This window comes from Paenibacillus sp. J22R67 (assembly GCF_059692175.1).
In genome coordinates, this window is record NZ_JCAUAX010000001.1 from 1,032,735 (window position 1) to 1,047,090 (window position 14,356).

Here is a 14,356-nt window from a genome sequence, read left to right on the forward strand (position 1 = left end):
CTTTCACCTTCAACCGAGTGTATCCCTGAAACGCAAAGCGTTATTTAAAACTAGCGCAATGACCCATGATGGGTTCCATTTATTGCTGTGTCCCCGGTGATTCCAGTAGGTTTGAAAAAAACCTTCTCCTTGCTCACCGATAACCGTAAATCCCCATTCGCCCGGCTTCGTACAAATGCCCTGTCCCATCGCATCCAGTGACACTCTTCCCCACCGTTCATATTGCTCCTTGCCTGTTAAACGGCCAAATTTCCAAAACTCGTAGGTTGGAAAAAATACATCCAAATGATGGTTTTGTACACTGACGCCAGGCCATCCAACCGCACTAAAATCCGTGTTCCGGAACGCTGAGCCCTGATTGTATGCCGGATTCCACACATAAACGAAAGTTAACAGCCAATCCGCAGAGATTTCAGCCCATTCCTGATACCGTTCATCCCTAGTCAAAAGAAACAGTTCGTAGGCAGCCAGGAAAAAATACATGCCTGCTTCTTTGTCCTCACACTTAGCATCAAGAGTAGAGCGAGCAAACGGCCGTTCGAACGTCTCGACATGCAGTTCGTAATAGCGCTGCATCATCGTTCCAGCGAATTCTAAATATTTTTTCTCCATGGTGATCCCATACGTTTTCACGAGAGCGATCAAACAAGGTAGACCCGCTGCCGTTATCATGTCATCTGCTGGTAGGCCATCCATTAGCCATGCGGAAGGATAGATACCTGCCGGAAGAGCTCCGCCAAGTAAGAATTCTGCGGATTCGCGTAGAGCCTGGGTCCAGCCTTGCGGAACTTCTAGACCGCTTTCACGAAATAGCAGCGCAATTTCCGCCAAATCAGCGATCGTTTCACCGTAAGCCCGGCTTGAGACAACAGGCTGCTTGTTCCAGTAAAAGTCGTCCCAAACTCCTTCATCTAGGCGGTACATGCTGTGTCTCACACCCGGCACTTGGGTACGGCTCTGCGATACATAAAAATCAACGGCACGAACACATCTAAGGACTCGTTCTTCCTGTCCGCTTTCAATGCCTAACTTGGCATCGCACCAAGCCAGCTTCAAGCACTGCCCCGTCCAACCGTACATATAATGCAGCGGATGCTTGGAGACATTTCCGTTCTGATTGGCATCGGTAAACTTCACGTAGCCTGCGGCACCCCGCTCCCCGGTTCTATAACGATCATCCATCGCGTTCGTCTTAAGTCTGATCATCTCATCCAGAGATAGCGGACTCTTCCCCACTGGCGCGAAAAGCGGTATGCTTTTACGAACAATTTCACGAAACGCATGCCCTGGACGATCTGCTATTCCCCAATCCAGCGCATACATTTTGGTTAACGTGCTGCCTTGTGCGAAATCCATATATCCTTCGGGATAAGGTGCCGTTATGTTTTTAGCTATAAAATAAGTATCTTTCTCACCGTTAAACATGAGAACGCCGCTTAGCGCGACTGCTAGGCTGCGACTTTCCTCTTGAATCGCTCCGAGCGAGCCATAATGCACAACTCCATCCTTCGTTTCCACATAGTCAGGGATGGAGAACAAGGAAAAAAATCGTGTCTCCTCTTCCTCCCACTCCACATTCACGCAGGGAATTGGCAGCCGGTGCTCTTCGCAGATATAGCCATTGCCCGGCCCCACACCAAGCCTTGGAACGATCCGCTTCGGATCAGAGGAAGGATTATTATTGTAAATCAGGTGGGGGATCGTCACCTTTTCCTTGCTTCGCTTCGGAAGTGCGAAAAGGAGGCCTACGGCTGTTTCACTAATTAAATGATCACTTCGATTCTCCCAACTCACATGCACGCGCAAGAGATCATTCTCGTCAAAAGTCAGACTCAGCGTAACGTACAATGCTTCTAATGAACCGCTGATCTGAAGCAAACCGGACTCTTCCGTCACTTCCACATTGGAAAGCCCCGGTGTATTCAGCTGCCACGGTTTTCCCGTGGAATAACAAAACATCTCATCCAGCTGCCCTGTGAAGAAGGGTGAGTGCTCACCCTCTGATCTAAGAGTGAGCTGTAAGCCTTCTTGCGTGACTGCTATCTCTGCTCGTCGCTTCTGACTGCGGCTAACAATGGCGTACAACACTCTGGGCTCACTCCTTTCTCACTCATCAAGGTAACCAGCAGGCGGTCAAGTGTTGGATTAAATCCGACTCTGCCAGCTAATGGCAGGCAAATGAAGAACATGAGACCTTTGCCCACACGTTTCAATCCTACGACAGGGAGCTTCCGCTTCCCCGGTGTCTCCGAATGAGCCTGGTAGGCAAAAACAATAGGTTCTATTCCCTCGCCCTGCAAATGGCTATTGGTCATTCCATCCAGCCGATCTGTCGTCAAATTGTAAAAGTAGGCGTAATCGTCTGGTTTTACGCTAGGCATGTTAAGACCTTCAACTTGCATAGAAAGCGTATACACTTCTCGTAATTTCACCGTTTGAATTTGTGTATCATCAAGATCCCATGTACCATTGTCACCGTGCTTCAGAATACATACAGCGGTTGCGCCATGACGAACTTTGGAGAGGATAGCTGTCCGCTCGGTGTTGAATGCTTCTGGGGAAGATACAACAAGTGTGCAATCCTCCTGCGCCTCACCCGTATAACTCTCTCCAGCAACATCCAGCAGTGAACCGAGCAGCTCTGACGCTGCATCGAGAAAAACGACCTTCTGGGGTTTCTGGATTCTCGTCCTTGCAAAAGCCTCAAAAGCAAATCGTTCCGCGTTGATTACATGCCCGTCTTCATCTATCAATTCCGCATCCACATACAATTTCTGTCTATCATGGACGGAAGGCACAGAGAACCGAATCGAACCCGCATACAGCGATGAAGCCATTGGTAATGGACTGGCTATTTCGTAATGTGCGTAGTCCCTTGAATCGTCTCGCAATGTCGCCACAATTCGGCACTTCCCATATTCCTTTGCTGTATCGTTCAAAAGCCACGCTTCTATTTCCAGTGACTCTCTCTCGTAAACCTTCCAGCGGTCGCTTCGCAAATTAACGCGAACAGGTTCCAAACTTTCTTTATAAGTGAAATACGCTGGTTTCGGTTTTCGATCGACACCTACAAGAGCTTTCATCCAACCGGCTGGCCACGCGTCAATTAGCAGATGGATGGCGGTAGACACAACAAGGTCTGCCCTTCTGCGCCATGCATCCGTCATCAGCTTCGTTGCTAAACTTTGATGCTTCTGACTAGCCTGAATCCAACCTTGCATGGTCGTTTGTTCCGCATACCAATCTCCGTGAAGATTGTAGGTTTGGGCGCCATGGATGTCATTCGGCAGCCAACGATCTTGCTCTAGTGTTGGGAGCCATTCCTTGGGATAACGGCTTAACATAAGTTCCGCATGATCCAGACCTTCGGTCCCATACTCTCCGCAGCCCGCTTTCCAACCCTCTCTGATTGTAGGAAGGAACCCTTTGTACATTTTCCCAACCGGAATGACGTTGTTCGTATACCACAAATTATAACAATGAAAATCGGGCAGCCCTTCACGTGTAGGCGGATTATAGTCCCCTTCCACGTTCTTAACAACACGATCCGGATTCTCAACAAATATCGCTTGCCTGGAGGCTACGAAAAAAGCTTCCAGCTCATTTCTGTGCAAATAGCGGTGGCCCTTGCGTCTTTTCTCAGTCCTAGAAGGCTCGTTGATCAGTGATACCATAATAGAGGATGGATGGCTGCGAATCAGCCTTTCCATCTCTGCTGCTTGCTTCACGCCTTCGACGAATTGATTTCGGCGAATAAATCCGAACGTGGGCAAATCGCATTGATGCATCATGCCGAGCATATCGAAATAATCATAGATTTCTTCCTGCACGGGGCGTTGTGTAATTCGGTAAAAATTCAAATTCGCTATCTTGGCAATCAAAATATCATCGATTAATTGTTCAAAATCGTTGTTCATCACGCACTGCTGCAGATGCCCCATTTCATTGGCGCCTCTTAGTATGATCGGATGATTGTTCAAATAAAGCGTGCCTTTCGGAACCTGCTGCTCATCCATATGGAATTTGCGCATACCGAATGTGCGATCCCGGCTATCGACGCAGTGGCTGCCGTTCTTTACTTCGATACGTACGGCATACAGGAAAGGGGATTCGGGTTCCCACATTTGAAACGATGGAAATTCTACTTTATAACGGAAATAATTAATGCCTGGCCCGGCATAAGCCACTGTAAATGAGATGGGCTCTATGCCTTGCCCCTCAAAATTCTGAGGCATAATTTCCAGTTCCAACTCAAAATTTTCCATCACACGCGTCGTGGTGTTCACCGCATCAATCCAAACTTCCACTGATCCGCTGTCAATATCCGGTCTAACGAAGACATCCTGGATAAATAGTTCTGACCGCTGTTCCAGAAACACCTTGTTGTAAATGCCCGCTCCCGGCGGACAGTGACTCCAACCGTTGTAGGGATCATCCCACCCTGGACCCGTCGCAGCATATATTTTATCCCCATCCAGCTTCGTTCCCCCGACACCCATCATGGGGATGTCCGTCTGAACCTCAACGACGAGTGTATTGTTTTCCTGCAAAAAGTCTGTCACATCAAATTCGAACGGTGCGAAAAAACCCTCATGACTGCCAATGCATTTGTGATTGAGGTATACCGTCGTTTTATAATCAACACCCTTGAATACGAGATAAACTCGTTTTCCTTCTGGCATGCCGGGATAGGCGAACTCACTGCGATAAAATCCCGTCCACTTGCCATCTTCCCCCGTAGGTCCGCGGAAATCAGGGATGGTCACAGCTTCCCAATCCCCTGCACCATCCAGTACGCGAGTAAAACTCACATCTGTAGGCGTTTGATAGCGAAATTGAAATTGACTGCATACTTGCCGATCTCGCGTCATCGAAGGGGCTGGTACTAAATTTCTCATATAGGGTCTATACTTCTCACGCTGGAGCTTCAATTCTTCATAAAATCGAACCATCTGCTCATCGAATGTAAGCTCATTTACGCGCTTAGCTTTATCTGTGCTTGATGCGAAATATTTTTTCTCATAAGTTATAGGCGGAATGTCCCGCAGTTCGTCTTTGTTTCCGGGATGTTCACGAAACGCAATTTCCGCGAACTGATCCAAACGTTTAATTGGCTCCAATCACATCTCCACCTTACTTCTCGTCATACCCTCACGATTTCATAATCTAACGTATAACCTTCTTCATCTTGCGGATACATGCTTACTTCCGTCGATCCGAATCGCTGTGTCCAGCACCGTTTCTCATCTAAGAATGGCTCTACGGCTTCTTTCACTTCACTTGTCATAAAATCATTCGTCACGATCCAACTTCCGAAGCCTGCTCGACCGCTTTTCCTTTGTTGTTCCGAACAATCCGGAGGAAGGAGCCAATCCGCGATGACAACAATGGCCCCGTCTTCTGCCTTTTTCGTAATCATTGCAAATGTGTCTGCCGAAAGCGTAGTTCCACCGACAATAATTAACTTGGGCTGACCTAGTTTATCTGCAGTTACGTGATCATCAAATGCAAGAACATTGGGTAGCGGATAAAATAAAGGATGTACCCGTCTACCTGCAGCTCCGTCAAATCCTTCCACGAGAGGGAATTGATCAAGCGGTACGTCCCGCTTCAACTGATGTCTCGGGAAGTCGTACCCCGGAATATGCTGGCAGCTGCCGTGAGCCGGAATTGTTCCTCGACTAAGCAGATGCCAAATGTGAAATACGCTCTGGCTTTGCGTGATATCTTGCGTCTGAAGTGTGCGATTGCCATAAAGCCGTTCATTTTGACCATAATTGCTATCATCCGAATGAATAACGGCTATATCAGGATCAGCTTGGGAGTGATGCCAAGTTAGCGGGTTCTCAGGAATGAATTTCCGCACGAACTGCAGCCAAACCTCTCCGAATTCCGTCTTCATGAAGCCTTCTGGCTTATGTCTGAGCAGTACGTCGATATTTTCTACGAACAAATGGGTTGGCCCCATCAAGTAGCCCATCTTCAAAGCGGACTCAAATTCCTGCGGAGAATGTCCAGGGAATCCAGGAAACCTTGTAAACCATTTGCCTGTATCAGGTCCCCATAAATCGGCACAAATCCACAACGCCCGCCCATATTGCTTGGCTGCTCCTAATGCTGTAGACAGCTGCAGCGATTGGAACGACTCTTTCATGATTTTCGGACAAAGATCCATCCCAGCTCTGGCAAATGTGTGAAACATGGTAGGAAACACATGCTCCGCTATTAAAGGGACAGACATACTCGCTAAACCCGCTTGCTCCACAATTCGACTCACGTGATTCGTACGGGATCTCACGGACTGTTCCACCTTGCTCCGCGCCTGTGCCACACTCAAACCGTCCGTGCTGCCCCAATGCGGGAACCATCCATCCTTACGGTACTGTCCAGCGTTTATTTGCAAATGCTCCGGCTCATCGTACAGCAGTCCGATGCATCGTCCTGAGGTAGAGGCTTCGACAATCGCCTGATCAGGAATGTCATACCGATTGGTCCCTTCCACCCAAGGTCCGTTAATGTTGCCGTATTCGTTTCCAAGACAGATGTCCATCCCTGCTGCGGTTATATCTGCAACCACGTCCCAATGATCGGTGCCTGGAAGCACATGATGTACGTAGAAATCCGTTCCCAATTCACGCAAGCTATTTACAAAAGCACCTGGTTCCGGTTTCGGATCCTGGGAGGGACAGATGCTTCCTGTTCCCGTCCGCATGATGAGATCTGATTCCTCTCCCGCCCATGGATCCTGCCACGCTACGACTGGCCCCTGAATTCCTAGCTTCGGTTTATGCATCACCGGTGTTCTTCACTCCCCAGCTCGCCTCAACATTCGCGAAAGATTGGCGGATAATTGATAGGCAATCGGCCACTTCTTCCGGCTTCGCATGTTCCAGAATCAAGGGAACATCCGGCATCCGGCGAGCAAGGAGCTCTGCATACACATTCCAATCCGCTTGACCTGCCCCGACCCGAGGTGTTGTGAACCCTTCGGCTCCATAAAGCGCATCTTTGGCATGCGCGATGGGACAATACTCGCCGATATGGTCAAACATGGTGGCCATCGCTTCAGGTTGTCTGCTCAAATCTTCTTGCTTCAAGTAGTTAAAGGGATCCATAATGAATGCCAAACCTTCCGTTCCTAGGCGCTCCATCATATCCTTAGCTTGTTCTGTGGTGGCAAGTACGTTGTTTACAAAACCTTCAGCTAGCAGAATGGCACCCTGCTTCACCGCCCGATTTCGCAAGCGATCTATGATTTGCAGCAGCTGCTCCCATGCTTCGGGGGTACGGTTCCCCTCGTAATCACGCCAAGCATTGGTCGGATGAAGACTCCCCGTCTCTGTCGCCATATACCTAGTTCCATAGACCGAACATAGGTCGATCATCTTTTCCAATTGCTCTAGCTTGACTTCCCTTTTTGCAAGATTAGGATTCATTAAGTTGGTATAACCGGATAAGCCGATCACCGTGATCCCCTTATTCTCAAAAATCGATCGAATTTTCTCAGCTCGGGTGGGTGAAAATGGTTGGTCATCCATCACCTGCATCGCTTGCTTCGGATCAACTTGCACGTATTTCATGCCCTGATTCCGTGCATCTTCCGCCATGGCTTCCGCACTCCAGCCCATATAGATGTAGCTCATAAATCCGAGTTGGTTCATCCCACAACGCTTCCTTTCAGCAAATCCGCTCTTTCCACTACACACGCTTGTTGGCTGGAGTTTACCATCGCAGTTGTTAACGCCACCGTTTGGATATTATCCTCCGCTGTGACCGGCGGGAGATTGCCTTCCTCTAGCGCCGTCATGAATGCGATCATCGAACCAGCGAAAGCATCCGGGAACCATGTTCCTTTAAGCTTGATTTCATGAATGACATTCTTGTGTTTATTCAGTGCCATATAGAGCGTATCTTGCGTGCACCACAGGCTTCCTTCTGTCCCGTCAATCCACCATGTATGGCTGTGTGAGCGGCTTGCTTTGGCAATATTGTTAAAATGCAGCGTCGCCATGAGCGGGTTTCTGCCCCCTTTAGGCCCAAACTCTACATTCGCCGAATAGATAAGAGGGTCGATTGCGTTTTGCTTGGGTAACTGAGCTGTCGTGCAGTGTACTCTTGACCATTCCTCTGGATAAGGATTGAAATATCGGCAGAGGTCCACATAGTGCACACCGTGGTCGACAATGTTGAAATTCTTCATCGTTGTCCACCACCAGCCAGCCTGATCCTGGAACGAGCGCATATGATGATGGATGCTGTATACTTCCCCAATCAAGTCCTGCTCCAGTACCGTTTTCAGCGCTTTATGCGCTGGTGCAAAGCGAGCTTGCTGGTTGACTCCGAGGATAATCCCCATCCTGTTGGCCTCTTCGCTCAGGCGTTCTGCTTGTGCAAGATCCAGGGCTAAAGGCTTTTGGCACAACACGGGCCTTGGTGCCTTCCCGATTAACTTCAGCACTTCCAGTCGCGGTTCAGGATGGATAGCCAGATCGATTACACCTACATCTTCCCTCTCGAGTAGCTGATTAACATCCGTCGTCCAGAAGGGGATATTGAACTTTTCCGCTGTGCTGCGTGCTGCTTCCTCGTTGACATCGCAGCATGCAGCGATGTGCAAACCGTATTTGCGGTATGCTGGTAAATGTGCCGTATTCGCTATACTGCCGCAGCCGATGAGGCCGATTCCGTATTCATTTACATTAGTGAGACGCTTCTTATTAGGCAAATAATCGTCTGGTCGAATGAACTCCATAGCTACACCTCTTTATTTCTTACATTACACGAGGATGGAAAAACATTTATAGGGTGTTCATGCTTTTTTGTAGGGAGGATTCAACCACGTTGGCTTTTCAGCGTGAAAAGCATCGAATTGTGGCGAGTGGGGGGATCTGTGGTGGGTGATTGCTTGGCGAGTGCGTGCTGCAGCGATAAAAAACATCGTTGCAGCTTCGCAACGATTCAATTTCTATTCCGCAACGATATAAAACATCGTTGTGGTTTGCTTTTATTCGCTGTGACGCGGGGAATCCCCGCTGCAGCGATGAAAAACATCGTTGCAGCTTCGCAACGATTCAATTTCTACTCCACAACGATATAAAACATCGTTGTGGCTGGCTTTTGCTCGCTGTGACGCGGGGAATCCCCGCTGCAGCGATGAAAAACATCGTTGCAGCACCGCAACGATTCAATTTCTACTCCACAACGATGTAAAACATCGTTGTGGCTGGCTTTTGCTCGCTGCGACACGGGAATCCCCGCTGCAGCGATGAAAAACATCGTTGCAGCTTCGCAACGATTCAATTTCTACTCCACAACGATGTAAAACATCGTTGTGGCCTGTTTTTATTCGCTGCGACACGGGAATCCCCGCTGCAGCGATGAAAAACATCGTTGCAGCTTCGCAACGATTCAATTTCTACTCCACAACGATGTAAAATATCGTTGTGGCTGGCTTTTGCTCGCTGCGATGCGAGCGTTCCCGGGCATAGCTTAGCAACTCTTGCATAGCTAGCATTTAAGCTTCCATTTATGCTATAATCATCCAATACATAATTGGTTGTGAAGCACACGCCGCTGCCCGATTTCAGGTTATCCTGACGGGAGGCGGCTTTTTACTTTTCATAAGGAGGATACAGGTTTGACATTTGAATTAGCTTATTCAGCATTTATGCAAAAACATGCAAAATCGCGGCAAGGAGAGGCGAAGAGGCGCTTAACGGAAGGGCACGGACATGCAGAAAAGTTATTTCTGCAGCAAGTTTGGTGGCCTGCCTTCAAAAAACTTGATCATCTCACACCTGAATATGAGATTCATGATTTCCGTGATGGCACACGATTTATTGACTTTGCGTTCATTCATGGGCATGTTCGACTGGCAATTGAAATCGACGGTTATGGTCCACACTTGCAAAAGATTTCCCGATCACAGTTTTCCGATCAATGGGTACGGCAAAATCATTTGCTGCTAGATGGATGGAAACTGCTGCGTTTTTCCTTCGATGACGTGCAAAACAAACCTAGAATGTGCGAGCAAATGATCCAACAATTTATGGGAAAATGGTTGGGAAATCTCTCTTCCAGCTCATATGACAAGCTTACGGTTGAAGAAAAAGAAATCATTCGTACTGCGTTCCGCAATCAAAGAAAAATAAAACCTTCTCACGTTTGCGAAGCCTTGAACGTAGAGCAACAAAAAGCACGCAGCATACTCCGGAACCTACTCACTAAAGGGATACTTGTACCCGGAGGTCGTGGTCAGCAGCGACTGTCCCTGTACCTGTTATCACCTTCTGTTTCTGCCGCTGAATTTATCGATCTTTGACAGGGTAGTTGGGGGAAGTCAGCTTCTGGGTGAATAGTGTTGACTGGTGAGGTCGAGGTCAGCTCTTGGGTGAATTGTGTAGTACGTGAGGTCGTAATCAGCTACTAGGTGAATAGTGTTGGCACGTCAGGTAGAAGTCAACTCGCTAAAGCACCTAAAACAAAAAGGCCGCCATAAATGGCAGCCTCACAACTCAAATATTAGTAGCTTCTTTCAAACTTTCACTCTCCGCTTTCGTTCCGAGCGATAGCACATAACGTTTGCCCGTCTCAGCATGGAAAGTAAGTATACCAGACTGATCCTCCAGTACCGCCTCCACAGTAGCGCCGTCGGATTCTACAATAAGTGGCAATTGGCCGCCTTTGTAAACAACGGTGCAAGCTTGGCTATACTTGGCTTGGATGACGCAGCGAGTCATCGCTCCATCTTCCCAAGCCATGTCGATTTCGAAACCGCCACGGGCTCTCAAACCGCTAACCGCTCCTCGGGCCCAAGCGCTCGGCAAGGCTGGAAGCAGGTTGATCTCCCCTCGGTGAGACTGCAGAAGCATCTCTGCGATGCCGGCTGTTCCGCCGAAATTGCCATCGATCTGAAACGGCGGATGATTGTCGAACAAGTTCGGCAATGTGGAATGCGAGAGCAGCATGCGAAGATGCTCATATGACTTCTCGCCATCTTCCAAACGAGCAAAGAAATTAATGATCCAAGCCCGGCTCCAGCCCGTATGGCCGCTTCCGGCTTCCAGTCTGCGCTCCAATGTTCGTTTGGCAGCATTCGCCCACTCCGGCGTGTGGCGCACATGAATCATTTCACCTGGGTGCAAGGCGAACAAGTGGGAAATATGGCGGTGACCTGGATGCACTTCATCCCAGTCCTTCACCCATTCTTGCAGCTGCCCGTGCTTCCCGATTTGCGGCGGTGGCAGCTTGCGAAGCTTGCGTTCCCATTCTTGCCTTGTTCCTTCATCCATTTTCAGACGCTCAGAGGCATCGATACAGGCACGGAACAAAGAATAGATGATCTGTGTATCCATGGATGGACCTATGGTCAAACAGCCGACACTGCCATCAGCACCGATAAACTTATTTTCAGGTGAAGTGGACGGTCCAGTGATCAGGTGTCCATTTTCATCTTCAAACAGATAATCCAAGAAAAACTCCGCTGCTTCCTTCATGATCGGATACGCCCGGTCGCGAAGGAAACGCTCATCCTGCCCATACCGGAAATGCTCCCAGAGATGTAAAGTTAACCAAGCAGCGCCCATCGGCCAAATCGATCCAGGCATAAAATTGCCCTCAATTTGGGTAGCTCCCCACATGTCGGTATTATGATGCGCAACAAACCCTCTGCAGCCGTAGACCTCCTGCGCTGTTTTCCTGCCATTTATACGCATACGATCAATTAAATCAAATAACGGCTCGTGGCATTCGGGCAGGTTACACACTTCCGCGTGCCAGTAATTCATCTCCGTGTTGATATTAATGGTGTATTTACTCTCCCACGGCGGTGTAAAGCTTTCATTCCATATCCCTTGCAAATTGGCCGGATTAGATCCGGGACGAGAGGAAGCCATCAATAAATATCGGCCATATTGGAAATATAATTGTGCTAGCCCAGGGTCACTTCCGCCTTCTTTGAACCGCTGCAACCGAGCATCGGTAGGCAGTAAATCCGCTTCTTTACTTTCTTCCGGACGTCCTAACTCCAGCTTCACACGTTGTATCCGGCTGGTATGATCCGCAAGGTGGTCTCGCTTAACTTTATCGTACCCTTTGCCCGCCGCATGCTCTAACTGACGCGTACAGATGGCAATCGGGTCTGAGTGACGAAAGGATGTTTGCGCCGCGATATAGATCGTTACAGCTTCTGCCTGAACGATGAGGAAATCACCAATCACTTTCACCGAACCACCGTCGGGAACCGCTTTCACCGCCGCACAATAGGTGACTCCACCTCGGCCATTTTCACCGCTCATCACCAGTGTGTCGTTGGCAATTTTTTGGGTGCCTTCATCAAAAGGTCTGCGGCTCAAATGCATGCGCAGATTTAACTTGGCTGGCCGATCGCACTTGATGCGAATGACGATGACTTGGTCAATCGCACTGCTGAACATTTCCCTGGAATGCTGAATATCATTCAGGCAATACCCCACTTGCGCGACACCTTGCTCGATGTCCAGCTCCCGGTAGTAGTTGGAAATCATCTTCTTTTCACCATCGTGGTAAATTTGAAAATCTCCAAGCGGCTGATAAGGATGCAGCGATTTGGGAATCGACATCATGCCCATTTGCGCGAGCTCTTCAGCCTCGATTTGTTTCCCTTTCATCAATAACTGGCGGACCATTGGAAAGTATTTCTGCCCCTCTGGGTTATCACCGTTAACAGGTCCTCCATACCATACGGAGTCCTCATTTAGCTGCAGTCTCTCGTTGTTCACTTTGCCGAATATCATGGCGCCTAGACGTCCATTGCCGATTGGAAGCGCATCGTTCCAAGATCTTGCCGGTTTTTCGTACCACAATTTTGTTCCGTTGGCTGAATTTCGTATTTGTTTCATCAGCATCACTCCCTAAATTTTTTGAATGCGTAACGCGTAATAGAGTTTTCCTGGCAAATCGATTCGAAAACGTCCTTCATGTTTGCCCTCTATCGGGGTAATGTCCATATGCCATGTATCAATTAAATCCACTCGGTAAGCACCCTCTGGTAATGAAAATTCGCGATACGCAAAGCGGTGTGGGCCAAAATATTGCAAGTAATATTCACCCCGAACTGATAATGTCGCTGCATCATAGCTATCGCTCGTATAAGCCAAATGAGTGGGAGCTTCTTCAATGATTCCTTTTAAAAATTCGATTCTCCGCATGCTTTTTCCTTGCAGTTCTCCACCATGCGACCACCATAATATGTTCTCGGCATTCCAGTACGTTTCCCCATGCGTCACATACCCGCCTCGGCATGTCCCCTCCCAGATCCGGCAAAGCAATTCTTCGGGTGTTAAGCTGCCCCATCTTGTATCCAAATTGCCTTCATAACCGCATTCGTCAATAATGACCGGCTTGCCGTATTGTTTGGTACATTCCGAAATAACTTTCACATCGGCATGATGGATGCTGGCATGTGTCGTCCATGGTGTGCCAAAATCATACCATGTTTTGCAATTATGAATAGACCGTAAATGATTTCCATAATCACAATCCTGAATAATCCGAAATAATCGGCTCCAATCATCCAATTTTTTATGGGTCATTAAATCGTATTCGTTCGCAAGTGACCACCAAACATGGCTGTATGCTGCGAAACGAGCGACGACATAACGCACATAGCGGTCATCCGCTTCTTGCGGCATCCGGTCAAATCCCCAGCGTCCTTCATCATAGGGATGAAACAAGACGAGTTCCGCCTGAATGCCCAGTTCGGCCAAATCGCTGACCCGCTTCTCCAGATGCGCGAAATAGTCGGGAACGATCCTTGTATAATCAAAACCGGATTCAGGCGATCCTTCAAATGGATAACGATCAGGTTCCCGATCATTCAGCATGTACGACTTCGGGAAAACCAACATTCTAACTTTATTAAAAGGCGCATTACTTAGCGTTCGCAAAGTTTGCTCCTGTACGTCTCTGTTTTGCAGATGCCACACATAACTCGTCGTACCGACTGGCGTATACCGTGTTCCGTCCGCATACCCGAAATAGGCAGAGTCCGTTACTCTCACTGGGCCGTGGTTGTTCGACTGCGCAGCAGTGACGCAGCTAAACTCCCCCTTCAGTTGATCCATTTCCGTGGACGAACATGAAGTCTCGAAGCGCCATTGACCTTCTTCCTCTGGCATAAACCGGATACGGTACTTGCCGTTACCATCATAGAAGCCTTCGGCATAAGCCTCATTCAGTCCCTTCATGAACCGGGCGCTAAGCTGAATGTCCGTTAACGGGTTCCCCTGTGAGGGGCCGTCCAGCGTTAACTCGAACATGCCCCAGCGCTCTACTTCCCTTGTATAGATCAGCTTCATCTCCTCCTTCCACGTAGGCT

The 14,356-nt window shown here is 48.6% G+C and carries 10 protein-coding genes; 2 read left to right on the forward strand and 8 right to left on the reverse strand.

Going from position 1 to position 14,356, the window contains the following annotated elements; genetic code table 11:
* Positions 1 to 9 precede the first annotated feature (9 nt).
* The 5 genes from AC58VC_RS04705 to AC58VC_RS04725 are packed head-to-tail and all read right to left on the reverse strand — an operon-like array spanning position 10 to position 8,752.
* Complete coding sequence (locus AC58VC_RS04705) at positions 10 to 2,088, reverse strand: hypothetical protein (protein WP_497367652.1); 2,079 nt, start codon at positions 2,086 to 2,088, stop codon at positions 10 to 12.
* Positions 2,040 to 5,120 (reverse strand): glycosyl hydrolase 2 galactose-binding domain-containing protein, encoded by a 3,081-nt coding sequence (locus tag AC58VC_RS04710; RefSeq protein ID WP_497367653.1) that lies wholly within the window; start codon positions 5,118 to 5,120, stop codon positions 2,040 to 2,042. The genes AC58VC_RS04705 and AC58VC_RS04710 overlap by 49 nt, the downstream gene beginning before the upstream one ends.
* Before the next feature lie 23 nt (positions 5,121 to 5,143).
* A complete protein-coding gene (locus tag AC58VC_RS04715; RefSeq protein ID WP_497367909.1) occupies positions 5,144 to 6,793 on the reverse strand; it encodes a hypothetical protein in 1,650 nt (549 codons plus the stop codon).
* Positions 6,786 to 7,661: a sugar phosphate isomerase/epimerase family protein gene (locus AC58VC_RS04720; protein WP_497367654.1), complete on the reverse strand. Its 876-nt coding sequence runs from the start codon at positions 7,659 to 7,661 to the stop codon at positions 6,786 to 6,788. Before AC58VC_RS04720 ends, AC58VC_RS04715 begins: the two co-directional genes overlap by 8 nt.
* The gene (locus AC58VC_RS04725) at positions 7,658 to 8,752 is read right to left on the reverse strand and encodes a Gfo/Idh/MocA family protein (RefSeq protein WP_497367655.1); all 1,095 of its coding nucleotides are present in this window, start codon (positions 8,750 to 8,752) and stop codon (positions 7,658 to 7,660) included. Before AC58VC_RS04725 ends, AC58VC_RS04720 begins: the two co-directional genes overlap by 4 nt.
* A 102-nt stretch (positions 8,753 to 8,854) precedes the next feature.
* On the opposite strand from AC58VC_RS04725, the gene AC58VC_RS04730 reads away from it, so the two are divergent.
* The gene (locus AC58VC_RS04730) at positions 8,855 to 9,097 is read left to right on the forward strand and encodes a hypothetical protein (RefSeq protein WP_497367656.1); all 243 of its coding nucleotides are present in this window, start codon (positions 8,855 to 8,857) and stop codon (positions 9,095 to 9,097) included.
* Here the strand turns inward: AC58VC_RS04730 and AC58VC_RS04735 are convergent.
* Positions 9,079 to 9,300, reverse strand: coding sequence for a hypothetical protein (locus AC58VC_RS04735; RefSeq protein ID WP_497367657.1), 222 nt, complete (start codon positions 9,298 to 9,300; stop codon positions 9,079 to 9,081). The two genes, AC58VC_RS04730 and AC58VC_RS04735, sit on opposite strands and share 19 nt — an antisense overlap.
* A 337-nt stretch (positions 9,301 to 9,637) precedes the next feature.
* On the opposite strand from AC58VC_RS04735, the gene AC58VC_RS04740 reads away from it, so the two are divergent.
* Complete coding sequence (locus tag AC58VC_RS04740) at positions 9,638 to 10,321, forward strand: putative endonuclease domain-containing protein (protein ID WP_497367658.1); 684 nt, start codon at positions 9,638 to 9,640, stop codon at positions 10,319 to 10,321.
* 193 nt (positions 10,322 to 10,514) lie between these two features.
* On the opposite strand, the gene AC58VC_RS04745 is transcribed toward AC58VC_RS04740, so the two are convergent.
* A complete protein-coding gene (locus AC58VC_RS04745) occupies positions 10,515 to 12,878 on the reverse strand; it encodes a glycoside hydrolase family 95 protein (protein WP_497367659.1) in 2,364 nt (787 codons plus the stop codon).
* Between the two features lie 12 nt (positions 12,879 to 12,890).
* Positions 12,891 to 14,336 (reverse strand): DUF5605 domain-containing protein, encoded by a 1,446-nt coding sequence (locus tag AC58VC_RS04750; protein WP_497367660.1) that lies wholly within the window; start codon positions 14,334 to 14,336, stop codon positions 12,891 to 12,893.
* Between the last annotated feature and the right edge of the window lie 20 nt (positions 14,337 to 14,356).

Excerpts from the sequence above, each read along its gene's own strand:
- AC58VC_RS04715 (WP_497367909.1), bottom strand. The coding sequence starts at position 6,793 with ATGCATAAACCGAAGCTAGGAATTCAGGGGCCAGTCGTAGCGTGGCAG.
- AC58VC_RS04720 (WP_497367654.1), bottom strand. The coding sequence starts at position 7,661 with ATGAACCAACTCGGATTTATGAGCTACATCTATATGGGCTGGAGTGCG.
- AC58VC_RS04725 (WP_497367655.1), bottom strand. The coding sequence starts at position 8,752 with ATGGAGTTCATTCGACCAGACGATTATTTGCCTAATAAGAAGCGTCTC.
- AC58VC_RS04745 (WP_497367659.1), bottom strand. The coding sequence starts at position 12,878 with ATGAAACAAATACGAAATTCAGCCAACGGAACAAAATTGTGGTACGAA.
- AC58VC_RS04750 (WP_497367660.1), bottom strand. The coding sequence starts at position 14,336 with ATGAAGCTGATCTATACAAGGGAAGTAGAGCGCTGGGGCATGTTCGAG.